27 protein-coding genes are annotated in these 26,602 nt (G+C 68.9%); 8 read left to right on the top strand and 19 right to left on the bottom strand.

The window, feature by feature from the left end:
- The first annotated feature begins 297 nt into the window (after positions 1 to 297).
- On the top strand, positions 298 to 945 hold the full coding sequence (locus IU476_RS01405; RefSeq protein WP_195095757.1) for a TetR/AcrR family transcriptional regulator: 648 nt from the start codon (positions 298 to 300) through the stop codon (positions 943 to 945).
- On the opposite strand, the gene IU476_RS01400 is transcribed toward IU476_RS01405, so the two are convergent.
- The 11 genes from IU476_RS01400 to IU476_RS01350 all read right to left on the bottom strand — a co-directional run bounded on the left by IU476_RS01400 (position 905) and on the right by IU476_RS01350 (position 12,783).
- On the bottom strand, positions 905 to 2,056 hold the full coding sequence (locus IU476_RS01400) for an acyl-CoA dehydrogenase family protein (protein WP_195095754.1): 1,152 nt from the start codon (positions 2,054 to 2,056) through the stop codon (positions 905 to 907). The two genes, IU476_RS01405 and IU476_RS01400, sit on opposite strands and share 41 nt — an antisense overlap.
- Positions 2,057 to 2,069: 13 nt before the next feature.
- The gene (locus IU476_RS01395; protein WP_195095752.1) at positions 2,070 to 3,215 is read right to left on the bottom strand and encodes a thiolase family protein; all 1,146 of its coding nucleotides are present in this window, start codon (positions 3,213 to 3,215) and stop codon (positions 2,070 to 2,072) included.
- 3 nt (positions 3,216 to 3,218) lie between these two features.
- Positions 3,219 to 4,046, bottom strand: a complete 828-nt coding sequence (locus tag IU476_RS01390) for an enoyl-CoA hydratase/isomerase family protein (protein WP_195095750.1) — start codon at positions 4,044 to 4,046, stop codon at positions 3,219 to 3,221.
- Between the two features lie 196 nt (positions 4,047 to 4,242).
- Positions 4,243 to 5,475, bottom strand: coding sequence for a CaiB/BaiF CoA transferase family protein (locus IU476_RS01385; protein ID WP_195095747.1), 1,233 nt, complete (start codon positions 5,473 to 5,475; stop codon positions 4,243 to 4,245).
- Positions 5,475 to 6,239, bottom strand: a complete 765-nt coding sequence (locus IU476_RS01380) for an SDR family NAD(P)-dependent oxidoreductase (protein ID WP_195095745.1) — start codon at positions 6,237 to 6,239, stop codon at positions 5,475 to 5,477. The genes IU476_RS01385 and IU476_RS01380 overlap by 1 nt, the downstream gene beginning before the upstream one ends.
- The gene (locus IU476_RS01375; RefSeq protein WP_228822944.1) at positions 6,239 to 7,432 is read right to left on the bottom strand and encodes an acyl-CoA dehydrogenase family protein; all 1,194 of its coding nucleotides are present in this window, start codon (positions 7,430 to 7,432) and stop codon (positions 6,239 to 6,241) included. The genes IU476_RS01380 and IU476_RS01375 overlap by 1 nt, the downstream gene beginning before the upstream one ends.
- A 23-nt stretch (positions 7,433 to 7,455) precedes the next feature.
- Positions 7,456 to 7,824: a hypothetical protein gene (locus tag IU476_RS01370; protein WP_195095743.1), complete on the bottom strand. Its 369-nt coding sequence runs from the start codon at positions 7,822 to 7,824 to the stop codon at positions 7,456 to 7,458.
- Complete coding sequence (locus IU476_RS01365; RefSeq protein ID WP_195095741.1) at positions 7,821 to 8,576, bottom strand: ABC transporter ATP-binding protein; 756 nt, start codon at positions 8,574 to 8,576, stop codon at positions 7,821 to 7,823. The genes IU476_RS01370 and IU476_RS01365 overlap by 4 nt, the downstream gene beginning before the upstream one ends.
- Positions 8,573 to 9,286 (bottom strand): ABC transporter ATP-binding protein, encoded by a 714-nt coding sequence (locus tag IU476_RS01360; protein WP_195095739.1) that lies wholly within the window; start codon positions 9,284 to 9,286, stop codon positions 8,573 to 8,575. The genes IU476_RS01365 and IU476_RS01360 overlap by 4 nt, the downstream gene beginning before the upstream one ends.
- Positions 9,264 to 11,387 carry a branched-chain amino acid ABC transporter permease gene (locus IU476_RS01355; RefSeq protein WP_195095737.1) on the bottom strand — a complete coding sequence of 708 codons (2,124 nt, stop codon included), beginning with the start codon at positions 11,385 to 11,387 and terminating at the stop codon, positions 9,264 to 9,266. Before IU476_RS01355 ends, IU476_RS01360 begins: the two co-directional genes overlap by 23 nt.
- 16 nt (positions 11,388 to 11,403) lie before the next feature.
- Positions 11,404 to 12,783, bottom strand: a complete 1,380-nt coding sequence (locus tag IU476_RS01350; RefSeq protein ID WP_195095735.1) for an ABC transporter substrate-binding protein — start codon at positions 12,781 to 12,783, stop codon at positions 11,404 to 11,406.
- Between the two features lie 307 nt (positions 12,784 to 13,090).
- Between IU476_RS01350 and IU476_RS01345 the strand changes: the two genes are divergently transcribed.
- From IU476_RS01345 to IU476_RS01330, 4 genes are all read left to right on the top strand, one after another.
- On the top strand, positions 13,091 to 14,359 hold the full coding sequence (locus tag IU476_RS01345) for an aromatic ring-hydroxylating oxygenase subunit alpha (protein WP_195095733.1): 1,269 nt from the start codon (positions 13,091 to 13,093) through the stop codon (positions 14,357 to 14,359).
- Positions 14,343 to 14,693, top strand: a complete 351-nt coding sequence (locus IU476_RS01340) for a hypothetical protein (RefSeq protein WP_195095731.1) — start codon at positions 14,343 to 14,345, stop codon at positions 14,691 to 14,693. Before IU476_RS01345 ends, IU476_RS01340 begins: the two co-directional genes overlap by 17 nt.
- Positions 14,694 to 14,729: 36 nt before the next feature.
- Positions 14,730 to 15,857 carry an acyl-CoA dehydrogenase family protein gene (locus IU476_RS01335; RefSeq protein WP_195097323.1) on the top strand — a complete coding sequence of 376 codons (1,128 nt, stop codon included), beginning with the start codon at positions 14,730 to 14,732 and terminating at the stop codon, positions 15,855 to 15,857.
- 64 nt (positions 15,858 to 15,921) lie between these two features.
- On the top strand, positions 15,922 to 16,722 hold the full coding sequence (locus tag IU476_RS01330; protein ID WP_195095729.1) for an acyl-CoA dehydrogenase family protein: 801 nt from the start codon (positions 15,922 to 15,924) through the stop codon (positions 16,720 to 16,722).
- Between the two features lie 306 nt (positions 16,723 to 17,028).
- On the opposite strand, the gene IU476_RS01325 is transcribed toward IU476_RS01330, so the two are convergent.
- On the bottom strand, positions 17,029 to 17,523 hold the full coding sequence (locus IU476_RS01325) for an MTB12 C-terminal domain-containing protein (RefSeq protein ID WP_195095727.1): 495 nt from the start codon (positions 17,521 to 17,523) through the stop codon (positions 17,029 to 17,031).
- A 49-nt stretch (positions 17,524 to 17,572) separates the two neighbouring features.
- The gene (locus IU476_RS01320; protein ID WP_195095725.1) at positions 17,573 to 18,358 is read right to left on the bottom strand and encodes an enoyl-CoA hydratase; all 786 of its coding nucleotides are present in this window, start codon (positions 18,356 to 18,358) and stop codon (positions 17,573 to 17,575) included.
- Between the two features lie 205 nt (positions 18,359 to 18,563).
- Here IU476_RS01320 and IU476_RS01315 point away from each other — a divergent pair, with 205 nt between their 5' ends.
- On the top strand, positions 18,564 to 19,223 hold the full coding sequence (locus IU476_RS01315; protein WP_195095723.1) for a TetR/AcrR family transcriptional regulator: 660 nt from the start codon (positions 18,564 to 18,566) through the stop codon (positions 19,221 to 19,223).
- A gap of 38 nt (positions 19,224 to 19,261) precedes the next feature.
- The gene (locus IU476_RS01310; protein ID WP_195095721.1) at positions 19,262 to 20,077 is read left to right on the top strand and encodes an acyl-CoA thioesterase; all 816 of its coding nucleotides are present in this window, start codon (positions 19,262 to 19,264) and stop codon (positions 20,075 to 20,077) included.
- Between the two features lie 484 nt (positions 20,078 to 20,561).
- Here the strand turns inward: IU476_RS01310 and IU476_RS36950 are convergent, their stop codons facing one another.
- Positions 20,562 to 22,034: an ROK family transcriptional regulator gene (locus tag IU476_RS36950; protein ID WP_195095720.1), complete on the bottom strand. Its 1,473-nt coding sequence runs from the start codon at positions 22,032 to 22,034 to the stop codon at positions 20,562 to 20,564.
- 213 nt (positions 22,035 to 22,247) lie between these two features.
- On the opposite strand from IU476_RS36950, the gene IU476_RS01300 reads away from it, so the two are divergent.
- Positions 22,248 to 22,835, top strand: coding sequence for a hypothetical protein (locus IU476_RS01300; RefSeq protein WP_195095719.1), 588 nt, complete (start codon positions 22,248 to 22,250; stop codon positions 22,833 to 22,835).
- Between the two features lie 5 nt (positions 22,836 to 22,840).
- Here the strand turns inward: IU476_RS01300 and IU476_RS01295 are convergent, their stop codons facing one another.
- The 5 genes from IU476_RS01295 to IU476_RS01275 all read right to left on the bottom strand — a co-directional run bounded on the left by IU476_RS01295 (position 22,841) and on the right by IU476_RS01275 (position 26,598).
- A complete protein-coding gene (locus IU476_RS01295) occupies positions 22,841 to 23,101 on the bottom strand; it encodes a hypothetical protein (RefSeq protein ID WP_195095718.1) in 261 nt (86 codons plus the stop codon).
- A 164-nt stretch (positions 23,102 to 23,265) separates the two neighbouring features.
- A complete protein-coding gene (locus IU476_RS01290; RefSeq protein ID WP_195095717.1) occupies positions 23,266 to 24,663 on the bottom strand; it encodes a glycosyltransferase in 1,398 nt (465 codons plus the stop codon).
- Positions 24,660 to 25,409 (bottom strand): HAD-IA family hydrolase, encoded by a 750-nt coding sequence (locus IU476_RS01285; RefSeq protein ID WP_228822943.1) that lies wholly within the window; start codon positions 25,407 to 25,409, stop codon positions 24,660 to 24,662. Before IU476_RS01285 ends, IU476_RS01290 begins: the two co-directional genes overlap by 4 nt.
- On the bottom strand, positions 25,399 to 26,295 hold the full coding sequence (locus IU476_RS01280; protein WP_324193811.1) for a class I fructose-bisphosphate aldolase: 897 nt from the start codon (positions 26,293 to 26,295) through the stop codon (positions 25,399 to 25,401). The genes IU476_RS01285 and IU476_RS01280 overlap by 11 nt, the downstream gene beginning before the upstream one ends.
- A gap of 3 nt (positions 26,296 to 26,298) precedes the next feature.
- Positions 26,299 to 26,598, bottom strand: coding sequence for a MoaD/ThiS family protein (locus IU476_RS01275; RefSeq protein ID WP_195095714.1), 300 nt, complete (start codon positions 26,596 to 26,598; stop codon positions 26,299 to 26,301).
- Positions 26,599 to 26,602 lie beyond the last annotated feature (4 nt).

Here is a 26,602-nt window from a genome sequence, read left to right as displayed (position 1 = left end):
GGGGAGCACCGGGGGACTCGACCGGTGAACGGCGCGCGCCCGCGGACCCGGATCGGCCGGAGCGCCACCGCGTCCGAGCTCCCCGGAACACCGGCGAAGCCTCGCTCCACCGAGTTAATCGACTGCCTAATTTAGGCGAGTGATTAAGATATACGGCAGGTCGTTCGCGCCTGTCAATAGCGTTCGGGCGGACGGCTTTCCGCGCCCGCCCGGCAGGCCGCCCACCAGCCCGGCCGTACACTGAGCTGCACCGAACGCGCGGCACTCGACCGCCGCGCGCCCCCAGGAGGCCACCAGATGACACCGGGCCGCACCGCCGACCCCGAGAACTCCGCGACGCGCGCCGCGCTGCTCGACGCGGCGCAGCAGATCATGCTCGAGGAGGGGTACGCCGCGGTGAGCACCCGGCGGCTGGCCGCCCGCGCGGGCGCGAATTCGGCGCTGGTGTACTACTACTTCGGCACGATGGACAACCTGTTCGTCGAGTTGTTCCGCCGCGGCGCCGAACGCAGCTATCAACTCCAGGTCGAGGCACTGGCCTCGCCGCAGCCGCTGTGGGCGCTGTGGGACTCGATCCACGAACAGTCACAGAACGCCCTGACCATGGAATTCGTCGCCCTGGCCAACCACCGCAAGACCATCCGCACCGAAATCGCGGAGTCCTCCACCCGCTTCCGCACCCTCCAACTGGAAGCGGTGACCAAGGCCTTCGCCGACTACGGCTACGAATCCGACACCTACACCCCCGCCGCCGTAGTCCTGCTCATGTCCAGCATCTCCCGCTTCCTCCGCATGGAAGAAGCCTTCGACGTAGACACCGGCCACCCCGACGTAGTCCGCCTCATCGAAACCTTCCTCCACGACCTCGAGGGCCCCCGCCGAACATCCACCGCGACAGCGGATTTCAGGACAGCCCCAGATCCCGGGCCACGATCATCTTCATGACCTCGCTGGTGCCGGCGTAGATGCGCGCCACTCGGGCGTCGGTGTAGAGGCGGGCGATCGGGTATTCCATCATGTAGCCGTAGCCGCCGAACAGTTGCAGGCAGCGGTCTACGACGCGGGCCTGGACTTCGGTGCAGAAGAGCTTCACGCGGGCCGCGTCGGCGCCGGACAGCTCGCCGTCGACCAGGTCGCGGACGGCGCGGTCGATCATGGTCTGTGCCGCCTCCACCTCGGCGGACATCGCGGCCAGTTCGAACTTGGTGTTCTGGAACGAGGCGACCGGCGTCCCGAAAGCCTTGCGCTGCTTGGTGTAATCGATGGTCGTGGCGATGGCGGCGCGGGCCTGCGCGACCGAGCCGACGGCCACGGTCAGCCGTTCCTGCGGCAGGTTGCGGCCCAGGTAGCCGAACGCCGCGCCCTCCTCGCCGAGCCGGTTGGCCACCGGCACCCGGACGTCGGTGAACGACAGCTCCATGGTGTCCTGCACCTTGCAGCCCATCTTGTCCAGCATCCGCCCGCGGGCGAACCCGGGCATCCCGTCCTCGACGACCAGCAGCGTGAGCCCGGCGCGACGGTTGTCCGGATCGGTGGCCGTGCGGGCGACCACGATCACCAGATCCGCGAGCAGGCCGCCGGTGATGAACGTCTTGGCCCCGTTGAGGACGTACTCGTCGCCGTCGCGCACCGCGCTGGTCCGCATGCCCGCGAGATCGGACCCGGTGCCCGGCTCGGTCATGGCGATGGCGGTGAGCAGCCGCCCCGCCGCCAGGCCGGGGAACCACCGCTCGCGCTGCGCGGCGTCGGCGTAGTCGAGGAAGTAGGGCAGGATGACGTCGAGCTGGGTGCGCACGGTGCCGAGGGTGACCAGCGCGCGGGCAGCCTCCTCCTGCAGAACCACGTTGTAGCGGTAGTCGCGCAGCCCCGCGCCCCCGTACTCCTCGGGCAGCGCGAAGCCGAGCAGCCCGAGTTCGCCCATCTCGGCGAAGATCTCCAGCGGCAGCACGCCGGACTTCTCCCACTCGGGATAGTCCGGCACGATCCGCTTCTCGACGAAATCCCGGGCCAGCTCCCGGAACGCCTCGTGATCGGCGGTGAACAGTTCTCGTCGCACGCCGTGCCTCCGTTCAGGAAATCAGTTCGACGACGGTGGCGTTCGCGGTGCCGCCGCCCTCGCACATGGTCTGCAGCCCGTAGCGAATCCCGTTGTCGCGCATGTGGTGGATCATCCGGGTCATCAGCACCGCGCCGGAGCCGCCGAGCGGATGTCCGAGCGCGATCGCGCCGCCGAGCGGATTGGTCAGCGCGGGGTCCGCACCGGTCTCGGCGAGCCACGCCAGGGGCACCGGGGCGAACGCCTCGTTCACCTCGAACACGCCGATGTCCGACAGCGCCAAACCCGCTTTCCGCAAAACCTTTTCGGTAGCCGGGATCGGCCCGGTGAGCATCAGCACGGGATCGGACCCGGCGACCGCCCCCGCGCGGTACCGCACCAACTGGGTCAGGCCGAGTTCGCGGGCCTTCTCCGGGGTGGTCACCACCAGCGCGGCGGCACCGTCGGAGATCTGCGACGAGTTCCCGGCGTGGATCACGCCGTCCTCGCGGAAGGCGGGCTTCAATCCGGCGAGCTTCGCGGCCGTGGTGCCGCGCCGGATGCCCTCGTCCTCGGTCACCACGCCGGAAGCTGTTGTCACGGAGACGATCTGACCGGTGAAGGCGCCCGCGTCCTGCGCCGCGGCGGCACGCTCGTGCGAGCGCGCGGAGTACTCGTCGAGTCGGGTGCGGGTGAATCCCCATTTCTCCGCGATCAATTCGGCCGAGAGGCCCTGGTTGAAGGAGAAGTCGTCGTAGCGTGCCAGCGCTTTCGGCCCGTACGGCTGTCCCGAGGCGCGGGCCGCGCCGAGCGGCACCCGGCTCATCACCTCGACGCCCCCGGCCACCACGACGTCCTGCTGCCCGGACAGCACGGCCTGCGCGGCGAAATCCAGTGCCTGCTGGCTGGATCCGCACGCCCGGTTCACCGTGGTGCCCGGAATGCTCTCCGGCCAGCCCGCCGCCAGCACCGCGTAGCGCCCGATATTGCTGGACTGGTCGCCGACCTGGGAGACGCAGCCCCAGATCACGTCGTCGATCACCGCCGGGTCCAGGCCGGTGCGCTCGGCCAGCGCGGTGAGGACGAGGGCGGACAGATCCGCCGGATGCACCCCCGACAGCGCACCGTTGCGTTTGCCGACGGCGGTGCGGACCGCTCCGGCGATGACTACCTCACGCATCTGTTATCTCCCGTTCTCGGACTCTCGCCCCGGCCGGATCGGCGGGCGCCGGACCGTCCAGCGCCCGGTGAAGCGGGGTTCGCGCCGCTCGGCGAAGGCCGCGAACGCCTCCGGGGCGTCCGCGGTCGCGAAATTGAGGCCCTGCGCCCCGGCTTCGGCCGTGAGCGCTTCTCGCAGTGTGGAATTCGCGCCGGCGTGCAGCAATGCCTTGGTCTGGGCGAGCGCCACCGGCGGACCGGCGGCCAGCCGGGCGGCCAGATCGGTGACGAAGCCGTCGATCTCGTCGGCCGCCACCACCCAGGTCACCAGGCCCAGTTCCCGGGCCTGCTCGGCGTCGACGGTCTCGGCGAGCAGCGTGAGCCGCTTGGCCTGTTGCAGGCCGACCAGTCGCGGCAGCAGCCACGACCCGCCGAGGTCGAGGGTCAGCCCGCGCCGCGTGAAGATCTGCGCGAACGTCGATTCCGGGGTGGCGGCCACGAGATCGCAGCCCAGCGCCAGATTCCAGCCCGCCCCCACCGCGACCCCGCACACCTTCGCGACCGTCGGCTGTGGAAGCTCGTGCAGCAGCAACGCGACATCGGTGAGCGCGCGCATCCGGTAGATCGGATGGTTGTTGTCCGGAACCGAAATATCCGCGCCCGAACAGAACGCACCGCCCGCCCCGGTGAGTACCACCGACCGCACGGAGCGGTCGGAAGCGGTGTCGCGCAACGCATCCGCCAACGCGGCCCACAGTTCGGCATCGAGGGCGTTCTTGCGATGCGGGCGATTCAGGGTCAGCGTCCGCACGCCGTCGCGGTCCTCACACAGCAGGACTGAATCAGTGGTCATCGTTCGTCCCCGTCCCGAACTCGCGACCACCCGCCCCCGTCATTCCGGCACGTTTTCGGCCGGAATCCAGCCCGGCCAAGTGCGGAACGGGGTGGAAATGGATCCCGGCCAAGAGCATGCCGGGATGACCGAGGGTGGCCGAGCCGGGGATGGCGGAGGGGGTGCCGACGGGCGTCAGTCGGTGTCGACATCGCACTCATCGGGTGGGGCCGATCGCACCCGAGGCACGCAATCGCGCGAGTTCGTCTGCACTGCATCCCAACTCGCTCAGCACAGCGTCGGTGTGCGCGCCGAGCGCGGGCACCGGGCCCATCGGCGGGTCGTAGCCGTCCAGGATGGCGGGCGGCAGGAGCGAGGGGATCGGCCCGCCGGGGGTGTCGATGGTGCGCCAGCGGTCGCGTTCGGTCAGTTGCGGGTGGTCCAGGACCTCGCTGGGGCGGTTGTAGCAGGAGTTGCCGATGCCGGCGTCGTCGGCGGTCTTCTGGATGTGCGCCAGGTCGTGCCGCGCGCACCACGCGCCGATCGCCTCGTCCAGTTCGGCGCGGTGCCGCACGCGCTCCGAATTCGTCCGGAAGCGTTCGGCCGCAGCGAGATCCGGGCGGCCCAGGAGCTCGGTCGCGAGCCGCTGCCACTCGCGGTCGTTGGTGGTGCCGAGCACGACGGTGCGCCCGTCGGCGGTCGGGTACGCGCCGTAGGGCGCCACAGCGGGCGAACTCATGCCGAGTGGCTCCTGGTCGACGCCGGCGTGCCGCGCGTAGGTCAGGTGGTAGCCCATCATCTCGGCCATGGTGTCGAACAGGCTCACGGCGAGGGCACCGCCGTGTCCGGAGCCGCGGGTCCGCCCGTGCAGCGCGGCCAGAATCGACAGTGCGGCATACAGACCCGTGGTGACGTCGGCGACCGGCGGCCCCGGTTTCGCGGGGGCGTCCGCGGTGCCGGTCACCGCGCACACGCCGGACTCCGCCTGCACGAGCAGGTCGTAGGCCCGCTTGTGCGACAGCGGTCCCCCGGCCCCGAAGCCGTCGATCTCCACCGCGATCAGGTCCGGATAGCGCGCGGCGAGATCCGCGGGCGCCAGCCCCAGCCGCCCGGTCGCGCCGGGCGCCAGATTCGACACCAGCACGTCCGCCCGTGCCAGCAGCCGGTGCAGAAGCGCCACTCCCGCATCGGTTTTCAGATCGAGGGTGACCGACTCCTTGCCGCGGTTGACCCAGACGAAATGCGCGGCCTGCCCGTGCACCACCTCGTCGTAGTAGCGGGCGAAGTCGCCGCCGGCCGGATTCTCGATCTTGATCACCCGGGCGCCGAAATCGGCCAGCGTGCGGGTGCACATGGGCGCGGACACCGCCTGCTCCAGGGCCACCACAGTGAGCCCCGCCAGCGGTCCGCCCGCACCGGGTGACGCCGCGCCGCCGGTGTGCCCGCCCATCAGATCACCGTGCCGCCGTCCACCGGCAGCACCTGCCCGGTGATGAAGGAGGCCGCGTCGGAGGCGAGGAACACGAACGCGCCCGCCACCTCCTCCGGTTCGGCCCAGCGGCGCAACAGGATCCGGTCGAGCATCTGCGCGGAGAACTTCTCGTTGGTGCGGATCGTCTCGGTCATCGGCGTCGCCGCCAGCGGGGCGAGCGCGTTGACCAGAATGTTCTTGCGCGCCAGCTCTTTCGCCAGCGACTTGGTGATGCCGATGACGGCGGCCTTGGCGGCGGAGTAGTTCACCTGCCCCAGCGTGCCGACCAGACCGGCGGCGGAGGTGACGTTGATGACCCGCCCGGTGCCGTCGGTGGGCAGGTAGTCCAGCGCGGCCTGGGTGCAGTTGACGGTGCCCAGCGCGTGGATGTCGAACAGCCGCCGCACCGAGTCGGCGGTGGTCTTCGCGAACATCGCGGGCGCGGTGACCCCCGCGTTGTTCACCACGATGTGCAGCGCCCCGCCGCCGAGCGCGGCGGCGCGTTCGGCGGCGGCGTCGGCCGCGGAGCGGTCGGTGACGTCGAACGCGAAACTCGCCGCGGTGCCGCCGTTTCCGGTGATCTTCTCCGCGACCGCGGCGGCCGCGCCGCCGTCGAGGTCGGTGACGAGCACGGCCGCGCCCGCGGTCGCCAACGCCTGCGCGACGGCCGAGCCGATGCCCCCGGCCGCGCCGGTGACCAGCGCCGCGCGGCCGGTGAGGTCGAACAGTCCCCGCTGGGTCATCAGTAGCTCCTCGGCAGTCCCAGGGTGTGCGAACCCAGGTAGTTCAGGATCATCTCTTGGCTGACCGGGGCGATGCGCATCACGCGCGCCTCCCGGAAGTAGCGCGACACGTGGTACTCCTCCGCGTACCCCATGCCGCCGTGGGTCTGCAGCGCGCGGTCGGCGGCGGTGAAACCGGCGTCGGCGCACAGGTATTTGGCGGTATTCGCCTCGCGCCCACAGGGTTTGCCGTTGTCGTAGCGCCAGGTGGCCTTGCGCAGCACGAGTTCGGCGGCGTCGAGGCGGGCCAGCGAGTCCGCGAGCGGGAACTGGATGGCCTGGTTCATCCCGATCGGCCGGTCGAACACCACGCGTTCCTTGGCGTAGCGCACCGCCCGGTCCAGCGCCACCCGGCCCAGCCCGAGCGCCTCGGCGGCGATCAGCATGCGCTCGGGATTGAGCCCGTCGAGCAGATACCGGAACCCCTGCCCCTCCTCGCCCACCCTGTCCGCCACCGGGATGCGCAGATCGTCGATGAACACCTCGTTGGAGGTGACGGCGTTGCGGCCCATCTTGGCGATCGGCCGGATGTCGACGTGGTCGCGGTCGAGATCGGTGAGGAACAAGGTCATGCCGTCGGTCTTCTTGGTGACCTCGTCGTAGCTCTGCGTGCGGGTCAGCAGCAGGATCTTCTCCGACTCGAGCGCCTTGGAGATCCACACCTTGCGCCCGTTCACCACGTAGTGGTCGCCGTCGCGGCGCGCGAAGGTCTTGATGCGCGGAGTGTCCAGTCCCGCACCGGGTTCCGTCACGCCGAAGCAGACGTGCAGGTCCCCGGTCGCCACCCGCGGCAGGGTGCGCCGCTTCAACTCCTCCGAGCCGTGCACCACCACCGGATGCATCCCGAAGATCGACATGTGGATCGAACTCGCGGCGTTCATGCCGCCGCCCGAGCGCGCGACCTCCTCGGCCAGCAGCGTGGCCTCGGTGATGCCCAGGCCGTGGCCGCCGTACTCCTCCGGGATGGTCAGGCCCAGCCAGCCGCCGGCGGCGATGGCCTGGTAGAACTCCGTGGGGAACTCGTGGTCGCGGTCCTTCTCCATCCAGTAGTGGTCGTCGAATTTGCGGCACAGCTCGGCCACCGACGTCCGGATCAGCTCCTGATCCTCGGACAGTGCGAAATTCATGCCTGCGGCACCCGTGTCGTCGGACATCTGCTCACCTCCCTCTCTGCGGCTCAGGGCGCCGTCCCGACCCCGTCCAGCCGAATCTCGCTGCCCGCCACGCGATTTCCCAGCTCGTCCAGATCGTGGGACTGGCGGGCCAGCCAGAAGCGCAGGAAATTGGTCAGCGAGTAGCGCAGGAACAGCGCCGACCCGACCACGCTCGCGGCGACCCCGCCGAGGGCGAGGGTGATGGCGTCGCGCTGGGCCAGCGGGTCGGTGGTCCCGTGCGACATGACGTACGCCAGCACCGCGATCACCGGACCGGCCACCATCAGCACGACGCCCAGCCGCAGCCACAGCCCGGAACGACCGGCCGCGGGATCGGGAATCTTCAACTCCTGCAGTTCGCGGACGAACCGGTCCGCGCGTGATTCGGTCATGTGGGACTTCCTAGGTAGAGGGCTGCCAACTCGTCACGGATCGCGTCCGGGTGTCCCTGCCGCGAGACCCGCCCGCGCACCAGCACGGCGGCGTGGTCGGCGAGGCCGAGCACCGCGGCCGCGAACTGCTCGACCACCAGCACCGCGACCCCCTGCCGGGCGATCTGGGCGACCTCCTCGTAGAGCTGCCCGACGACCAGCGGCGCGAGCCCCATGGACAATTCGTCGAGCAGCAGCACCGCCGGGTCGGTGGCCAGGCCGCGGGCCAGCGCCAGCATCTGCTGTTCGCCGCCGGACAGGGTGCCCGCGATCTGCCCGGCGCGCCTGCCGAGGATCGGGAACCGGCCGAACGCGATCTCCTCGATCTCCGCGCGCGGACGGCCGGTGAAGGTCATCATCAGCAGGTTGTCGCGCACGGTGAGGTTCGGGAACACGCCGCGCCCCTCGGGAATCAGGCACACGCCCGCCCGGGCGAGGTCGCGGGGCTGCGCGCCGGTCACCTCCCGCCCGCCGAGCAGCAATCGTCCCGAGGCGATCGGGTGGATGCCCGCGATCACCTTCAGCGCGGTGGTCTTGCCCGCGCCGTTGGGTCCCAGCAGCGCCACCACCTGCCCGGCCGCGACGTCGAGGTCCACGCCGTGCAGCACCGTGATGGCGTCGTAGGCGGCCCGGACCCCGCGCAGGGCGAGCAGGCTCGTGGCGGCGGTTTCGGTTGCCGCCGAGGGCGTTTCGACGGCGCTTCGTACGTTCATACGTCCCCCAGGTAGGCGGCCAGCACGACCTCGTCCGCGCGGATCACCGCGGGCGGGCCGGACGCGATCACCTTGCCGAGATCCAGCACGAACACCTCGTCGCACACGTCCATCACCAGGCCCATGTCGTGTTCGACGAGCAGCACCGCGGTGCCGTCGTCGGCCAGCGAGCGCAGCAGGCCGCCGAAGCGCTCGGTCTCGGTGTGGTCCTGGCCGGCGGCGGGCTCGTCGAGCAGGATCAGGCTGGGCCGCGCCGCGACGGCCCGCCCCACCTCCACCAGCCGCGCGGTGCCGGTCGGCAGGTCGTCGGCGCAGGTGTCGGCGACCTCGTGCAGGCCCAGCCGCTCGATGATCTCGGTGACGGTCCGGGCGGCGTGCCGCCGGTGCCTCCCGAGTTCGGCGGCGACCAGCAGGTTGTCGCGAACGGTCAAGCGCCCGAACAACTCCAGGCGCTGGAAGGTGCGCGCCAGGCCGTGCCGGGCGCGCCGCGCGGGACCCAGCCGGGTGACGTCGGCCCCGCCGATCGCCACCCGCCCGGTGGTCGGTGTGCGCAGCCCGCAGATCACGTCGAACAGCGTGCTCTTGCCCGCGCCGTTGGGTCCGATCAGTCCGGTCACCGCGCCGCGTTCGGCGCGCAGCCCGGCGCCGTCGAGCGCCCGGTTGCCGCCGAAGACGACGGTGACATCGTCAACTTCCAGTAGCGACGGCACGTTCCAGCACCTCCCCGTCCGTCGTGGTCCACGGTCGCTTGATGCCCCACCACTCCACCGGCACCTCGACCGGTCCAGGTTCCGGCCGTGCCCGGACGCCGTGCCAGATTCGCGCGGCGATCGCGGCCACCACCGCGCCCGCGGTGAACAGCCACCCGTCGACGACGTCGATCAGGCGCAGGCCCCACAGCCCGAGCAGCACCAGGATCAGCGCCGGCGCGACGACGCGGTCGCGCAGCATCGGGAACCAGTCCTTGCGCAGCGGGGCGATCGCTCCCTCGCGCAGCACGCCGCCGCCGAAGGCGATGCCGCCCAGCGACGGCAGCACCTGCGCGAGGTTCTGCAAGCCGGGCCACAGCACCGGGATCACGTTGAGCGGCCCGGCGAAGACGAGACCGGTGAACAGCCCCGCGCCGACCGCGCCCAGTCCGGCGATGGTGACGATCAGGAAGATCGGCAGCCCCGCGACGAGATTGAACTGGTCGGGCGCGACCGCCCGCAACTGCATGCCGTACAGCGCGCCGCCGAGTCCCGCGATCGCCGCCGACAGCGCGAACACCAGCACCCGCGCCGCCAGCAGGCTGCCGCCGAGCGTGGCGTAGGCGGCCTCGCTGTCGCGCAGCGCGATCAGCCGCCGCCCGAATCGGCTGCGCCGCAACAGCGCGATACCCAGGCCCGCCGCCGCCAGGCACACCGCGGCGAACACGGTGATCTGCGCGGTGCCGGTCAGCTTCAGCCCGAACAGGTTCGGGCCGACCAGCGACACCGACCCCTGATCGAACAGCGAGATCCGCACGCCGAGCAGCTCGAACGAGGGCAGCGTGAAGATCCACCGATCCAGCACGACCGCGAAGGCCGCCGTCGCCAGGGCCATGTACACCCCGGACAACCGCAGCGCCGGTATCGCGACCACCGCGCCCACGATCCCCGCGATGCCCATCGCCGCGAGCAGCGCCCACCACTGGCCGTCGGGCCCCAGATGCGCGTAGGCCACCGCGCCGATCCCGGCGAGACTGAGCTGGCACAGCGAGATCTGTCCCGCGAACCCGAGCAGCGGCACATAGGACAGCGCGATCACGCCCCAGGCGAACATGGCCCCGTAGGTGATCAGATCGGGTTCGCTGAGCACGGTCGCCAGGAACAGCCCGAACACCACGATCCCCGCGGCGAACGCCAGCGAGCCGTCGAGCGTCGGCAGCGGAACGGCTTTCAGCTTGCGGTCGCGGCCGCGCAGCCGCCCGTGCGGGAACACCAGCAGGGCCAGGAACAGCAGCAGCGCGGGCGCGGCCAGCCGCAGGCCGGGCAGGTAGGCGTTCTGCGGGAGGTATCCGGTGAGGTAGCTCTCCATCAGCCCGACCACCACCGCGCCGGCGAAGGTCATGGGCAGATTGCGCAGGCGGCCGAAGATGGCGGCGGTGTAGGCGCTGACGATCAGCAGCGACAGCTGCGCGGCGTCCAGCGCCACGGTCGGCGCGATCAGGATGCCGCCGACCGCCGCCAGTTCGATGCCCAGGATCCAGGCGATCCGGTTCGCCCGCCGCGGATCCGCGCCGGTCAGCCCGACCAGCGCGCGGTCGTCCACGGTCGCCCGCATCTCGGCCCCGATCCTGGTGCGGAACAACAGTATTCGCAGCACCACCGCGACCGCCACGGCCACGCCCATGGTGAGCGCCTGATGCCAGGTGACGGTGACCGCCCCGAGGTCGATCGAGGACTTGTCGGCGAAGAACCGCGGCAGCGACCGCGACCTGTTCGGATCCCAGATCCAGCGGGCCAGCACGATCAGGCCGCTGAGCAGGGCGATGGTCATCACCAGCTTCTCGGCGTCGCCGAGGCCCTGTGTCGGCGCCAGCGCCTTGCCGAACGCCAGCCCGAACAGCGGCGCGAACACCAGCAGCACGGCGACGACGGCCATCGGCACCGGCCACCCCCAGCCGACGGTCAACTGCCAGTACACGAACGCCGAGATCATGCCCGCCGCGCCGTGCGCGAAGTTGAACACACCGGTGGTGGTGTAGGTCAACACCAGTCCGCTGCCGATCACGGCGTAGATCGCCGCGGTGCTCAGACCGACGATCCCGAACGCGAGGAACTGCTCCATCAGTGCGCGAATCCCGTCACTTCAGCTCGCTCCGGCTCTTGCCCACATCGGCCAGGGTGGTCGGCTTGCCGAAGTCGCGGATGTACTTGTACGGGGTGAAGCCGCACCGGAACACGCCGTTGTTCGGCTTGAAATCGGCTGTCTCCCAACCCTTCGCGGTCGCCTTCTGCACGTTGAAGCAGCGGGTCTGCTCGGCCAGCGGCCTGGACAGGTCCACGGGCGCTTGCAGGCCGCCGCCGGTCCAGGCGGTCTCCTTGCTCGCGGCGTCGTAGACGCACGCGCGGGTGAGATTGTCACCGCAGCCGGTCGCGGACTTGGCGAACAGCAGCCAGGACTGGAAGGCGCGCAGCACCTGGAAGGTGATGTCACCGTCCGGCGCGTACTGCTCGAACAGGTCCTGCAACTGCCGCACCGCCGGCACCTGCGCGGCCGCGTCGAGCGGTGCGGTGCCGCTCATGTCCAGGACGTTGTTCTGCGTGCCGAGCGAACTCTTGGCGGCGTCGAGGAACATGTCGTTGTAGGAGTTGGCGTTGGCGTCGATCCAGTCCAGCTTGTAGTTCATGCTGGTGAGCACGTCCTCGAGCTTGGCCAGGTAGCGGAAGTCGCCGAAGAAGATCAGGCCCTTGACGTTGTTGGACTTGATCGCCTGCGCGTAGGGCGTCCAGTCCGAGACGCCCGCGATCGGGTACAGCTCGTTGTAGACGATCTTCGCGCCGGCGGCGGTGAGCGATTCGCTCATCTTGTCGCCCATGACCTTCGTGATGGGCGAGTCGCCGTTGATCATGCCGACCGCGCCGGCCGAATCCGGGTAGGCCTCCTTGATCAGCCAGTCCTGGAAACCGCTGTACGGGTTCACCGACTCCGACGCCGAGGACCCCGCGCCCAGTTGCAGATCCGAGGCGGTGTTGGCAGTCTGGGTGACCTGCGCGGGGAACTCCGGCAGCAGGCACGACAGCCGGTCCTTCACGCCCAGGCCGTCCAGCGCCGCGCTGCCGCCGACGAGGAAGAAGTCCTCGCGGCAGGCGTCGAGCATGCGCTGGCGCACCTCCATGAGCTTGGTGTCGCGCAGCTTGTTCACGAGCTTGCGGCCGTTGATGCCGCCCGCGGCGTTGCACCAGGAGGTGAACACCTTCGCGGCGTCGACGAAGTCGGGGTTCTTCGTGAAGCCGATGTCGGAGAACATCCCGACCTGGATCTCGCTCGCCGTAACACCTTGCGCGGACGCGCTTTTCGCGGTGCCTGGGCCGCAGACCTTCGTCAGGTCGCCGAAGTCGCCCGAGGCGGTGGCGGTGCCCGAACTCTCCTCGCTGCCGCGGCTGCCGCCCTCCCGGGCACAGCCCGCGGCCACCAGGAGCGCGAGCGCGAGCAAGGCGACGATTATGCGCTGCGGTTTCACCGTGGTTCCTCCATCCGTGAGCCGCTCGGCGCCCGCCGCGATGCGGGGCGCCGAGGGTCTCTCGCCGGTATGGAAACTATCTTCTCAGAATTGGATAATCAATACACGAGCTTTGGAGAGCGCCGACTTCGCCGCATCGCGGGCGCGGCGTTGACACGATGACAGCAGCGTGGAAACCTAATAGCCGAAAATGAGAATATGATTCTCGCACACTGGTCCGCGGGGCGGCCGCCTCCGGACGGGCACGGCCCGCCGGTCCGGGTGCCCGCACCTGCGGCGCATCCGCCGGACTACGAAAGGTAATCCGTTGGCACACTTCACCAAACCAGCGGCGGGGAGCTGGACCGAGAACTATCCCGAGCTGGGCACCGAGCCGGTCGACTACACCGATTCCATCGACCCGGCCTTCTACGAGGACGAGCGCCAGGCGATCTTCCGCAAGAACTGGCTCAACGTCGGCCGGGTCAACCGGCTCCCCCGCGCGGGCAGCTACTTCACCAAGGAACTGGCCTGCGTCGGCACCTCGCTGATCATCGTGAAGGACACCGCGGGCGTGGTGCGGGCGTTCCACAACATCTGCCGCCACCGCGGCAACAAGCTGGTGTGGGACGACTACCCGGGCGAGGAGACCGCCGGCACCTGCCGCCAGTTCACCTGCAAGTACCACGCCTGGCGCTACAGCCTCGAGGGCGAGCTGACCTTCGTCCAGCAGGAGAAGGAGTTCTTCGACCTCGACAGCGGGAAGTTCGGGCTCAAGCCGGTGCGCTGCGAGGTGTGGGAGGGGTTCATCTTCGTCAACCTCGACGAGCACGCCAAGCCGCTCACCGAATACCTGGGCGGCTTCGCCAAGGGCCTGGAGGGCTACCCGTTCGAGCAGATGAGCGAGGTGTTCAGCTACCGCGCCGAGATCGGCAGCAACTGGAAGCTGTTCATCGACGCGTTCGCCGAGTTCTACCACGCGCCGATCCTGCACATGAAGCAAGCGGTCAAGGACGAGGCCGACAAGCTGGCCAACGTCGGCTACGAGGCGCTGCACTACGAGATCGACGCGCCGCACTCGATGGTGTCCTCGTGGGGCGGCATGGCCCCGCCCAAGGACCCGAGCATGGTCAAGCCGATCGAACGGGTGCTGCGCAGCGGGCTGTTCGGTCCGTGGGACCGGCCCGACATCGAGGGCCTGGACCCGCTGCCCGAGGGCATCAACCCGGCCAAGCACCGGGCCTGGGGCGTCGACGAATTCGAGTTCTTCCCGAACTTCTCGCTGCTGTTCTGGGCGCCGGGCTGGTTCCTCACCTACCACTACTGGCCGACCGCGGTGGACCGGCACATCTTCGAGGCCAGCCTGTACTTCGTGCCCGCCCGCAACGCGCGGCAGCGGCTCGCCCAGGAGCTGGCGGCGGTGACCTTCAAGGAGTACGCGCTGCAGGACGCGAACACCCTGGAGGCGACCCAGACCATGATCGCCACCCGCGAGGTCACCGAGTTCCCGCTCAACGACCAGGAGATCCTGCTGCGCCACCTGCACAAGACCGCCCAGCGCATCGTGAAGGAGTACCGCAATGGCAGCGCGAAGTAACGGAGCCGGGCCGCAGCTGCCCGCCGAGTTCGCCGACTGGGAACGCTTCTCGGACTGGATCCTGCCCACCGAGCCGGAGCGCTACCGCAAGCGGCTCGCGTCCTCGATGGAGGAGATGCAGACGCTCTACGACACCCTCTTCCCGCGTCTCGAGGCCGCCCTGGACTTCTGCGACAAGTACGAGTGGGACGACCTGCCCGACGAGGTGCGCAACCTGTTCCACCTGCTCCAGTCCCTGGTGATGGTGTCGTTCCCGGTCGAGGTGTGGAAGCAGCCCCGGGTGCCCGATTCCGGCGCGGCCTACCTCGACATCGTCCGCGAGCCGGTGGTCTGAGCGGTGTCGACGGTGCGGGCTGCCGGGCCGGAGCCGATCGCGAACCGCCGTCCCGGGGCGAGTGACGCTGCCGCCCAGCAGGTCTCGGGCTTCCGGGACGGGCTGCGCGCGTGGCTGGATGCCAACGACCTGACACCCGGGCCGGACCACTCGCTGGACGGGCAGGTCGAGCAGCTGCTGCGGGTGCGGCGGGCGCTCTACGACGCGAAGTGGATGCGTTACGGGTGGCCGGCCGAGGTGACCGGGCTCGGCGGGCCGGCGGCGCTGCGCGCGGTGCTCGGCGAGGAGGTGGCGTCCCGGGATCTGGCCGAGCCGGGCATCTATTCGATGATCGAGGTGCTGGCGCCGACGATGATCGGCTACGCGCGCCCCGAACTGGCCGCGGCGACGGTGCCGCTGCTGCTGTCCGGGCGCGAGCAGTGGTGCCAGGGCTTCTCGGAGCCGGGGTCGGGCAGCGACCTGGCCTCGCTGAGCACCAGAGCCGTTGCGCGCGGCGAGGATTGGGTGGTCAGCGGCCAGAAGGTGTGGACCAGCCTGGCCCAGTACGCCGCCCGCTGCGTGCTGCTCACCCGCACCGGGCCGGGCCACGACGGGATCACCGCCTTCTTCGTCGACATGGACTCCCCCGGCATCACCGTGCGGCCGCTGCGCACCATGCACGGCGTGGACGAGTTCGCGGAGGTCTTCTTCGACGACGTCGTGGTTCCCGGGGACCGGATGCTCGGCGCGCCCGGCGACGGCTGGCGGGTGGCGATGGATCTGCTGCCCTACGAGCGGTCCACCTGCTTCTGGCACCGAATCGCCTACCTGTTCACAAGATTGGACCAGGTCCTCGCGCAGACCGCCGCGCCCGACGACGCCGACCTGGGCGCGGCGTATCTCGCCCTGCACACGGTCCGCTGCCGCTCGCACGCCACCCAGCGCCGTCTCGCCGCCGGCGCCCGCCTCGGCGCGGAAACCTCGGTCGACAAGGTGCTCCTGGCCACCGCCGAACAACGCCTCTTCGACACCGCCCGAGACCTGCTCCCCGGTGCCGTGGAGTTCACCGACCCCCGCTGGCGCACCGAATTCCTCTACTCCCGCGCCGCCACCATCTACGGCGGCACCGCCGAGATCCAGCGCAACATCATCGCCCGGCGACTGCTGGACCTGGGGAAGGAATGACCATGGCGGCTCGCGCTTCACGCACCGCGACAACGCGCCGTTCTACTGCTGAGGAGAAGTGGGCATGACCGAGTTCGACGCGGGTGAGGTGGAGCTGCTCGCCGCGACGCTGCGTAAGACGATGGGCGGGGCGAGTGGGGCGGAGCTCGATGCCGCGCTGGCCGAGCTGGGGTGGGGGGAACTGCTCGCCGAGGTGCCCGAAGTGGCTGTGCCGCTGGTGTGTCGGCTGTTGGGGGAGACCGGCGCGCACGCGGCGGTGGTCGAGGATGTCGTGCGGCATGTCGCGGGATGGACGGAGCCCGGGCCGGTGCCGCTGCCGTTCGCCGGTGGGGCGTGGGTGGTGTGGGACCGGGCGAGCCGGCCCGGTGACGGCGTGGACGAGGAACTGCCGGTGCGCACCGTCGAATCCGGAGCCGCGCTGCCGGACGCGGCGCTGGCCGCCGGACGCCGCGCGCTCGGCTGGTGGCTGCTCGGCACCGGCCACGCCATGCTGCACCTCGCACGCCGACACGCCTTGGAGCGCAAGCAGTTCGGCCGGCCCATCGCCTCCTTCCAGGCGATCCGCCACCGCCTCGCCGAAACCCTGGTCGTCCTGGAAGGCGCGGAGGCCACCCTCGCCCACGCCGACACCGACCTCGGCGCACTGCTGGCCAAGGCCGCGGCCGGCCAGGCGGCCCTCACCGCCGCCCGCCACTGCCAGCAGACCCTCGGCGGCATCGGCTTCACCGCCGAACACGACCTCCAGCGCCACATCCGCCGCACCCTGGTGCTGGACGGGTTATTCGGCAGCGCAAGGGAACTCACCCGCGAAGCGGGCGCTCACCTCCGCGCGATCGGCTCCGCCCCCCGCCTGGCCCAACTCTGACCCCGCCCAGCACCCCACGCCTCGCGCCGCTCTCCGCACACCCCGGGCCGAACGCTCTGCGCTGCATGCGTTCGCCGCATGCTCTGCGCTGTAGGCCTTCGCTGCACGCCCTGCGGCTCGCGTCACATGCCTCGCGGCCCCGCACGCCTCGCGGGGGGACCTCGTGCACTCCCGCGCACCGCATCTCGATTCGTGACAGGCGCGAGTGTGCGGCGATGGCAGTTACGCGTCGCCGCACGGAAAGCGTTGCCGCACAGCCCGGCTGGTTCGGTGCCGGGGTGCGGCACCGAACCTTGCGGGCTCGGCTCAGCAGACGGGCGAGGTGCCGCCCTGGATGGCCAGCAGGGCGCAGAAGGTGGCGGTGGCGACCTTCCACTTGCCGGCTTCCTTCACCGCCTGGCCGGTCTGGTCCGGCAGCATCGGGTTGCCGCCGATCAGCAGGGTGTAGGTGACGTCGGCGTGGTCGGCGTCCACCGGCTTCACCGCGGAGACGGTCACCGACGTGCCCTGCGCCTGCGGGTTGGCGGCCTGCGCGTCGAGGATGGGGCGGAAGACGTCGCCGTTCTGCACCACGGCGGCCTTGTCCTGCGGCGACGTGGCGCCGGCGAAGAAGGTCGTGTACACGTCCGTGACGGCCTTGGTGGTGGCCGGGTCGGCCTGGCCCGCCGTGGCGCTGGTCGAGGCCGGCGTGGACGACGCGGCGGTGCCGGACTCGTCGTCGGAGCAGCCCGTCAACGCTACGGCCGCGACAACGGCCGCGCCGCAACAGATCGCGGCCCGGCGAAGGATGGAATCGCGCATGAATTTCCTCGTTTCGATAGGGAACAGCGGTGGCGCGGGGACCCGCGCGCTATTTCGTCTTCGCCTTCATCTCCTCCAGCGCGGCAAGGATCGGGTAGCCGCTCACGCTGAGGGCGTTGCCGTGGCCGGTCTGGTGGATGTCGAACACGGATTGGATCGCGGCGTAGAAGCCCTGCACATCCAGCGTCTGATTGACCGCGCGCTTGGCCTGCCGCAACCCGAACGGCGGCATGGCGGCGATCCGGGCGGCCAGCGCCCTGGTCCGCTCGTCGAGTTCGGCGCGGGGCACCACCTCGTTCACCATGCCGACCTGGCGGGCCTCCTCCGCGGTGACCGAGCGGCCGGTGAACAGGATCTCCTTGGCCTTGCGCGGGCCGAGTTCCCAAGTGTGCCCGTGGTATTCGACGCCGCCGATGCCCATCATCACCACCGGGTCGGAGAACTGCGCGTCGTCGGCGGCCACGATCAGATCGCACGGCCAGCACAGCAGCAGCCCACCGGCGATGCAGCGGCCCTGCACGGCCGCGATGGACGGCTTCGGGATATTGCGCCAGCGCAGCGAGTACTCCAGGTAGCGGCGGGCCTCGGTCTCGTAGATCAGCTGCAGGGTGATCTCGGTGATCTCCTCGCCGCCGGTGGCCCGCATGTCGTGCCCGGACGAGAAGTGCTTGCCCTCCGCCCGCAGCACGATCACCGCCACGTCCTCGTCCGCCGCGGCGCGCACCCACGCGGCGTCCAGCTCGTCCAGCAGCTCGCGGTTCTGCGCGTTGGCCGCTTCGGGGCGGTCCAGGGTGATGGTGGCGATGCGGTCGGCGGCCTCGTAGCGGATGTACACGTGGTGCTCCTCAACTCCGGAAAGACCGAGCCGGCAGGCCTGGACGCCAGCCTCGGCTCACGAGTGAGGCGAGAATAACATTCTCTACACAGGAAAGGTAAGTCTCCTACAAAGAGATTACTTACGCTACGAACCGGTTTGAACATGCCATTCTCCGGTACAGTGCATTCATGTTCTCTTCACATGGCCGAGAACCGGGGCGCCGGTGACCACGCCGAGCGAGAAGCCCGCCTGGAAGCAGCGCGCCGTCGAGCGCTCGCTGCGCACCGCCAAGCTGCGCGCCGAGCAGCGCGTGCAGCGCTTCCTCGATGCCGCCCAGGCCATCATCACCGAGAAGGGCACCACCGATTTCACCGTGCAGGAGGTGGTGGACCGCTCGAGACAGTCGCTGCGCAGCTTCTACATGCAGTTCGACGGCAAGCACGAGCTGCTGCTGGCCCTGTTCGAGGATGCGCTGAGCCGCACCGCCGATCAATTGCGCGCCACCGCCGACGGGCAGACCGAACCCCTCGAGAAGTTGCGGGTGGCCGCGGAGTTGCTCTTCGAACTGTGCCGGCCCGACCCCGCCGCCCGGCGGCCGCTGTTCACCGATTTCGCGCCGCAGCTGCTGATCTCGCATCCCGGCCACGTCAAGGTCGCGCACGTGCCGATGCTGACGCTGTTCACCGAGCTGATGGAGCAGGCCAAGGCGGCCGGCCGGCTGCGCGCGGAGGTCAACTCGCGCCGGTCCTCGGCCATGCTGATGCAGACGGTGATGTTCATCGCCCAGTCCGCCGGCGCCTCCGCCGCGGATACCCAGCACCCGATCACCGCGGCCGAGGCGTGGGACTTCTGCGCCCACGGATTCGCGCGGCGCGGAGAATAGAGTTCTCGTTCACGAGAGTGTGACTTACACTCGGTCTCATGCCCGATTTGTGGAGTGATCTCGTCAGCTGCCTGGACCTCGACGCGGTACCGGCGACCGACGCGGCCGATGCCCTGTTCGAGGGCCGGAACCTGAACCTGGCCTACCACCGGGTGTTCGGCGGTCAGCTGCTCGCCCAGTTCGCGCGCGCGGCCGCGGCCGCCGTACCGGACAAGGCGATCAAATCGCTGCACGCGATCTTCGTGCGCGAGGGGAATGCGGGCGAGCCGATCCGCTACCGCGTGCACCGCCACCACGCCGGGCGCTCGTTCGCCACGGTCTCGGTCGTCGCCGAGCAGTCCAAGGGGGTCGTGGCGACGGCCTCGGTCTCGCTGCACGCCGAGGAGCCGGGCCCGGATCGCCAGACCGTCGCGGCCGTCCCCGCGCTGCTGTCCGCGGAGCACAAGGCGCAGTGGGATCTGCTGCCGTGGGAGACTCGTACGGCCGTCGATCTCGAGGACTCCGGCTCGGCCGCACCGGAATTCGAGTTCTGGATGCGCACCCCGGCGGCCGACCCGGCCCTCGCCCCCGCCCTCGCCGCCTACGCCACCGACCTCACCCTCATCGGCACGGCCCTGCTCCCGCAGCAGGGCTACACCCAGAGCGGCAACGGCACCGCGTTCTTCTCCGCGGTCACCACCCACACCCTCTGGTTCCACCGCGCCTTCCGCACCGACGACTGGCTCCTCCTGCGCCAGCACAGCCCGATCCTCGCCCACGCCCGCGCCTACGGCCGTGGCGACATCCTCACCGAGAACGGCACCTTGGTCGCCTCCTACGCCCAGGAGGCCATGGTCCGCCTGCCGCAGGAGTGAGCCAGATCGAGGCCCGCCAGCCGGACACGCGGCGAGGACCCTCGACAACCTCCCCATGGAGAAGAGATCAGAGGGCCCTCGAAAGTCGGGCGGGATGCCGGAGAGGCAATCTACCGGTCGGACGTGTCCCCGTGCCGGGAGTCCCGGCCGAGCGGGATCGTGGCGTGCCGGGTCGGCTGACCGACGAAGCACCGAGTATCCGGAGAGTCGGCGGACAGTCGGCCCGGCACCTCCCGGAACGGAATCTCAGCAGCGATACCGGCGTGCCCGTGGATCGAGCACGACATGATGATCGACCCACCTGCCGCCATGGTCATGAAGGCGAGCAGAACGGTTTGTCCGATATCGAATCGCCGACGTTGCCGGACGCGAGACTTCTTGTGCACCACGGTTTGATCTCCTAACCCGCCGGACCGACAGCGGAATAATGTAGGAGTTATGCTACATCGACTAGGAGCTAGCACCTAGGTACCGCTCAGGGGGCTTAACCCTCGAGCGCGCACTCGTCCAGTTCGAGCGCGTGCTCCAGAAAGCCTTCCAGCACACACTTCGCGGCCGCGGTCGCGCGGAGATTCGGCTGATTCTGGTCGTCTGTCGGGAACGTTCTCGTCATGAGTTCACGAGGGCCGGTGAAGCCCGCGGAGATCTCGCGCCGGGCCGCTTCCAGGTATCCGGCGGCGGCGGTGCCAGGCGACGCCTCCGCCAGCGGCTGCGGGAGATAGAGAATCACCGTGGCAGGATCGGTTGTGGTGCAGGCACATTGGATGGCCCATCCGAGCACGGCGCCGGCTTCCTCGAACACCCTGGCCGCTTGGTCGGTGTCGACCAGCACCGCTTCGTCCAGCGTCTTGCAGCCCAGCTCGCGCAGGATGCGCATGGGTGAACCCACAAGGTCGACGTGGCGGCCGCTCTCGTCGCCGCACAGGCACACCATGTTCGGTACGACACGGGGGCTCTCTCCGCTGCTCAATCGACCGACAGCCAGGTGCCCGACCTCCATGGCCCGCCCGCTGCTCCCGCGCCGCACACGGCCGTCCATGACCAATCCGCCCCCGGTCCCGTGCTCGAATACTCCGATCACGATCAAATCCAAGACCTGGTATCGCAACCACTGAATCGCGTGGACGGCCAAAGCATTGATGTCGTTCTCGATCAGGATGGGCACTGTGCCCTTGTTCTGCGGGTCGAAATGCTCGCGCAGCATCCCTCCCAGGTTCTGAGGCGGGGCGGAACCGTCCCGCAATAACGGAATAACCAGGTCGCCGTCGACCGGCGCGGCGACCTCCACACCAACTCCGAACAATTCGACCGTCGCCTCGATCCGACCGTTACCGGCTCCCCGATCGAGTTGCGGACCGCCGAAGGTGCTGGAGTTCTCCGCGAGCACCCGGCCGTGCCGCTCCATGAGTTGCCGTATCACCGAGGCGATCTCGGAGGCGAGCCGAATCCAGTGCATCGACTCCTCCTGCGGTGCTGCGTCGCCCGGGAGACCCGCCTGCCAGCTCACCCGACGGTGGCCCAGCAATTGCGTCGTACCGTCCAAGCTCGTCAGTACGATCGATATGCCGGCCGGCCGGCCGTCCCGCAATGCGACGTGCACTCCCGCGGTGACCAATCTCGAGCTGAGTTTGAGGCGCGTGGTCGGTCGTCGATCACGCTGGTGAAGAGTCGCGCCGTACTCCAGGTAACCCGCGTCGAGGAGGACCTTGACCGCCTTGCTGACCGTTGCCTGCGGAATCTCGAGCCGATCCATCCGGCGCGCGGCCCTCGGATCGCCCTCGTGGATCTCGAGCCGTGAAATGTCGTGGGGCGCCGCACGAGCGACGCGAGCCAGCACCTGGACGATCGCGTCGCGACCGACCGTCGATTCCGCTCGCTCCCCTGCAGTCCTGAGCTTCAGCGCCACGGCCTTCTTCGGCCACTGTGCGAGCTTGACCTCGAACGCCTCGTGCACCACAGTTGCCGCGCTCCCGTCCTCGTGGGATGAGCATCCCGAGTCGATACTCTACTTCAGTTGTTCACTTCCAAGTAAATATTCGTACTGAATATCAGATGCGAGAAAGTTTTAGAAAATCATGACGAAATAAGTATCAGTAGTGGGTTATTCTGGACGAGCCGGCACCAAAAAGTGCAGGTCGAATCAAGTTCTCGGCCCGAAGGGGGCCCACCGATGGACGGCGTATCGGATTCCGCACACGCAGTCGGCGAGATGAACAACCCGCAACGCGTGGGCGCCTTCCTCCGCGAACGAGTCGAACTCGCGAACGGCTGCGCCGCTCTCACCTCCGCGTTACCGAGCGGCTGGAGCTATCGCGCTGCTCTCGACGCCTGGCCCGCGGACGGTGGCTGCGGACTCTTCTCCTTCGTTCATCAGCGGTGGAAGAACCGGCCCGAGGAGTCGAACGACGAACTCGGCGAACTTGCCGCGTCTCTGGCCAATATCGCGATCTCGATTCTGTTGCACCCCGGATGGTGCCTACCGATCCGCCGATCGTGCGCCTATGCCAACATCCGGATCGGCACGGCCGTCGAACAATGGATGCTGCGAGTACAGAGCCGCGAAGCCGTCGTGGTAGCACTGGAACCGCAGGCACTGCCCGGTTTCACGGCCGACACGATCGGCCCCTCCGTGATCGCCGAAACGGAGCGATCGCTGCGTATCACGATTTCGAGCGCGTACGTGGCCACACCGCGCCGCTTGGCTCGCACCGGACAAGGACCGACATCCACCGGCCGTGCACTGACGAATTTGCGGTGAAACGGTCAGCGCCGCTTCTTCCTTTCTCTGTTCAGTACGGACATGAGCCCGGCACGTTCCTTTTCCATCGCCTCTTGTTCTTCTGCGAACTGAGCCTCCAAGGTGTCGGCTTCGGCCACCAACGCCTGTCTGATGAGCCCCGCGATGAAAACGTTCAGCGGCACCCCCTGCAACCGGGCCAATCGCTTGGCACCGGCCGCATCGACCCAGGGAATCTTGACGTTGAGTTGCACGGAGTCCGAGCCACTCTCGGCCTCTTGCGACATGGCGAGTACCTCCCGTCGAGCGACGGGCGCGGTGACCTCGACCCTCATCGTCGAAATCGGCCACCGGCGCCGGTCGCTGCACCAAGACTACGGCATATAGCCTAGGTCCTACCAGATGCCGAGGGGCCCTCCACTGTCACAAACACATTTCGTCGATCCCGAGCTCAGGTGTGGAGCAGAGCGTTGTACAGCCGCATGTAATCCGACAGCTCACGCTCGACCAGGAAACGCTCTTCGCAGGTGCGCCTGGCCGCCGCACCGAGTTCGGCGGCCAGGCCGGGCCGATTCAGCAACTCGAGTACGCTCTCGGCGAGGGCTTCGTCGTCGTGGGGATCTACGAGTAGCCCATCGATCCGGTCGGTCAGCTGCGTCGCCGGCCCTCCCACCGCGGACGCGACGATAGGCCGGGCCTTCCACATCGCCTCGGTGACAGTGAGCCCGAATCCCTCGGCGAAGCTCTTCTGCAGGATCACCGTCGAACAGCGTTGCGCCGCATTGACCGTCAGGGCGTTGGCCAGTCGATCGCGCAGTGACAACACCGCCAGATGAGTCCGCGCGCGAATCCCGGGTGCCAGTTCCTTCCGCATCGCGCAGACCTGCTCGAAGACCCCGGCACCCTCCGGATCGTCCGGGATGTCGGCCGGATCGGGCCCGAGCAGCAGGAGATGCGCGGACGAGCGCGGAGCTATCCGCTCCGCGAAGACACGCAACACCCCGGTCATGTCCTTGAGTGGATCCCAGCGCGAGACCTGGGTGATCAGCTCGGCTCCCGGCGGCAACGCGGCATCCTGAACGACCCGTCCGATACCGCCCGCAGCTCCGAGCCGGTGCCTCGCGGGCCCCAGCAGCCCTATCCCACCGAGTAGATCGCGGCACTGCTCCGCGGTGAGATCACGATTCTTCTCCGCGCCCGGGTCGATCGACGGCGCGATGGCCCACGTCTTCGCCGCGGGCTCATAGGACGGCGCGTAGTCCAGGGAAGTGAACACCACGAGTGGAAGCGCGGAGACGAAGGGCCGCAAGAACTCCCACGTTCTCGCCGTCACCGCACCGTCCTCCTTGGTTCCGATGTGGCAGCGCCATACGACTCGGGCCCCGAGTTCGAGCAGCCGCGGCGCAACTCCGACGGTCTGGGGATCGTGCAATACGACCAAGTCGCCCGGTGCGATGGGTACCGCCGCCAGCGCGACAGCGACCGAGGCTGTGACCCGGCGGTACAGTTCGGCGTCGGTCGCGCTGAAGGGGCCGGCGCAGTTTCCGTGCAGACCGTGATGGATCCGCTTGGTCAGCTGAAAGAACTCAGCCTCCGCGTCCGTGACCAACCACTCGGTCGGAAGACCCAGTGACTTCTGATGCCCGATCGACGCCCACAGCAACTCGGCGACACCACCACCGAGCGCAGTGCTGCTCACGTGCCAGATTCGCGAGCGCCCGACGCGCCGCGAGAGTTCCGTCGCCGCGGCGACGACATCGGGTGACCAGTCACGCCCGCGCGTAGGGGAAACCGGTACGTGGGTGATGTCACGTTGCACGTCGAATTCGGTACGCGGCCGCGCGGTCATCGGACGACCACCTGTTCCGCTGTCAACCGGAATCCCCGTTCGACGTCCCGGCGGATGACGAGGTCCGCACACGTTGCCACGACGACATCGGCGCCCGACAAGGCTGCCGCGTCTTCCCCGTACGCCAGTGCCACCACGCGGATTCCCGCACGCTTGCCTGCCTCGATTCCCGACTGCGCGTCCTCGATCACGACGCAGTCCAGGGTCGTTCGGCCCAGGCGCCGCGCAGCGAGTAGATACCCGCTCGGATCGGGTTTGCCGACATCGACAGCGTCGTTGCCCACCAATACCCGAGGCTCCGGGAGGCCGGCAGCGCGCAGACGTATCTTCGCCAGCCAGGTGGGAGCGGAGGTGACAACCGCCCATTCGTCCTCGTCGAGCTCCTCCAGCAACGTCCTCGCACCACTGCACGGCTCGATGTCGGCGACGTCGGTACTCTGCCGCTGCTCCAACCGCGCCGCTTCTAGTTCCGCGTCCAGTTGTGGCGCCACGGCACGGATCGTGTCCACCGACCGCCGTCCCGGGGTCGCGGCGACGACGGTATCCGCATCGAGGTGATGGTCGCCGGCCCATTGCACCCATGACCGACGCACCGACGCACCGGAGTCGACCAGGACGCCGTCCAGGTCGAAAAGTATTGCCGAACAGAACAATTCGACGGTCACTGGGCCACCAGCCAGCGCCCGCGAATGGGGGCCGAGAGCATTATGAGGGACACACTCCTTACACCTTTCGTCAACCGGCATGGCCGATGATCGGGTCACTGAGCACGTGATGCAGCTTTTCGGCGAGCGCCAGCGCCTCGCTACGATCTCTCTCCAGGAAATTGCGGCCGAAGATCAAACCGAGAACCCCGGCCTTCACTGCGGTCTGCGCGCGATCCAGCAACTTGTCGGCATCGGCACGCTCACCGCCGGACAACAGTACCAGCGTGCGACCGGCGGATCGCACGATCGCAGCAAGTTGTTCGGACGCGGAGAAGGGGCGACGATAGGCGGGCGGCACCTCGGTTGCGGGTGCCTGCGAGGGCCAGTTCACCTTGACCACATCGGCCCCCAGTTCCGCGGCGACGCGGGCGGCATAATCGATGGCGTAGAACGAGTCTCGGCCGCCCTTGCGTGCGATCGCCGAGCCCCGTGGATAGGACCAGACGATCAGTGGCATGCCGAACCGTTCGCAGTCCTGGCGCACCGTTCGCAACGCCGCGAAATCCTCCGACTGTCGCGGTGATCCCACATACAGCGTGTACCCGACGGCGTCGGCGCCGAGCGAAACTGCTTCCTCCACAGTGGAGTTCAGCGGCGAGAGCGGCTCGTCGTCCGGCGGTATCTCCGTCTTCCCGTTCAATTTCACCACCAGCGAGACGCGGCCCGCGAAGGCGGCATAACTCTTACGCGCGTGACCGATGTGCAGCGCCACCGCGTTGAAGCCACCAGCGACCGCCAGGTCGAGCACATAGCCGGCATCGGACGACTCTGCCTGTGCGGCAAAGTCTCTGGGACCATGTTCGAGCCCGTGGTCGTACGGCAGCAGCAGCGCGGTGCCGTCACCGGCCCCGTGGCAGTACAACATTCGCCGCAATCGTGTCAGCTTGCCGGGCCCGAGTCCTCGCCCCGTCAGTTCCGGCGCCACCGTTCAACCACCCGCGATCTGGGTGAACACGAACAGTTGATCGCCGTTTCGCAGGCAGGCGAGCCGATCGGGCCGACGGTAGATCTCGTCGTTGACGGCCAGCAGGAACCCCCGGCGCAATCGGCCGTCCTCATCGAACAGATGCTTGGCAAGCCGATCGAACCGCAAGCTGATCTCCTGCACCAGACCCAGCCAGCTATCGGCTGTGACAGTGATCGATCGACTGTCGGTGGGCGAGGCCGCCCCCTCGTCGGCGTCGTTGAGATAGGTCACGAGCGAGGTGGCCAACGTGACGACAACCATGCTG

Origin of the sequence: Nocardia blacklockiae (genome assembly GCF_015477355.1) — a bacterium.
GTDB classification, from domain to species: domain Bacteria; phylum Actinomycetota; class Actinomycetes; order Mycobacteriales; family Mycobacteriaceae; genus Nocardia; species Nocardia blacklockiae.
The sequence above is the reverse complement of the archived record's forward strand: the minus strand, read 5'-3'. Positions and strand labels throughout refer to the sequence as shown.

What these genes read in the sequence shown, in the direction of transcription:
- IU476_RS01290 (WP_195095717.1), bottom strand. Translation starts at nt 24,663, where the DNA reads ATGACCGCGCGGCCGCGTACCGAATTCGACGTGCAACGTGACATCACC.
- IU476_RS01395 (WP_195095752.1), bottom strand. Translation starts at nt 3,215, where the DNA reads ATGCGTGAGGTAGTCATCGCCGGAGCGGTCCGCACCGCCGTCGGCAAA.
- IU476_RS01355 (WP_195095737.1), bottom strand. Translation starts at nt 11,387, where the DNA reads ATGGAGCAGTTCCTCGCGTTCGGGATCGTCGGTCTGAGCACCGCGGCG.
- IU476_RS01275 (WP_195095714.1), bottom strand. Translation starts at nt 26,598, where the DNA reads ATGGTTGTCGTCACGTTGGCCACCTCGCTCGTGACCTATCTCAACGAC.
- IU476_RS01330 (WP_195095729.1), top strand. Translation starts at nt 15,922, where the DNA reads ATGACCGAGTTCGACGCGGGTGAGGTGGAGCTGCTCGCCGCGACGCTG.
- IU476_RS01380 (WP_195095745.1), bottom strand. Translation starts at nt 6,239, where the DNA reads ATGACCCAGCGGGGACTGTTCGACCTCACCGGCCGCGCGGCGCTGGTC.
- IU476_RS01390 (WP_195095750.1), bottom strand. Translation starts at nt 4,046, where the DNA reads ATGACCACTGATTCAGTCCTGCTGTGTGAGGACCGCGACGGCGTGCGG.
- IU476_RS01340 (WP_195095731.1), top strand. Translation starts at nt 14,343, where the DNA reads ATGGCAGCGCGAAGTAACGGAGCCGGGCCGCAGCTGCCCGCCGAGTTC.
- IU476_RS01365 (WP_195095741.1), bottom strand. Translation starts at nt 8,576, where the DNA reads ATGAACGTACGAAGCGCCGTCGAAACGCCCTCGGCGGCAACCGAAACC.
- IU476_RS01325 (WP_195095727.1), bottom strand. Translation starts at nt 17,523, where the DNA reads ATGCGCGATTCCATCCTTCGCCGGGCCGCGATCTGTTGCGGCGCGGCC.
- IU476_RS01300 (WP_195095719.1), top strand. Translation starts at nt 22,248, where the DNA reads ATGGACGGCGTATCGGATTCCGCACACGCAGTCGGCGAGATGAACAAC.
- IU476_RS01310 (WP_195095721.1), top strand. Translation starts at nt 19,262, where the DNA reads ATGCCCGATTTGTGGAGTGATCTCGTCAGCTGCCTGGACCTCGACGCG.
- IU476_RS01405 (WP_195095757.1), top strand. Translation starts at nt 298, where the DNA reads ATGACACCGGGCCGCACCGCCGACCCCGAGAACTCCGCGACGCGCGCC.
- IU476_RS01375 (WP_228822944.1), bottom strand. Translation starts at nt 7,432, where the DNA reads ATGTCCGACGACACGGGTGCCGCAGGCATGAATTTCGCACTGTCCGAG.
- IU476_RS01295 (WP_195095718.1), bottom strand. Translation starts at nt 23,101, where the DNA reads ATGTCGCAAGAGGCCGAGAGTGGCTCGGACTCCGTGCAACTCAACGTC.
- IU476_RS01370 (WP_195095743.1), bottom strand. Translation starts at nt 7,824, where the DNA reads ATGACCGAATCACGCGCGGACCGGTTCGTCCGCGAACTGCAGGAGTTG.
- IU476_RS01285 (WP_228822943.1), bottom strand. Translation starts at nt 25,409, where the DNA reads ATGCCGGTTGACGAAAGGTGTAAGGAGTGTGTCCCTCATAATGCTCTC.
- IU476_RS01385 (WP_195095747.1), bottom strand. Translation starts at nt 5,475, where the DNA reads ATGGGCGGGCACACCGGCGGCGCGGCGTCACCCGGTGCGGGCGGACCG.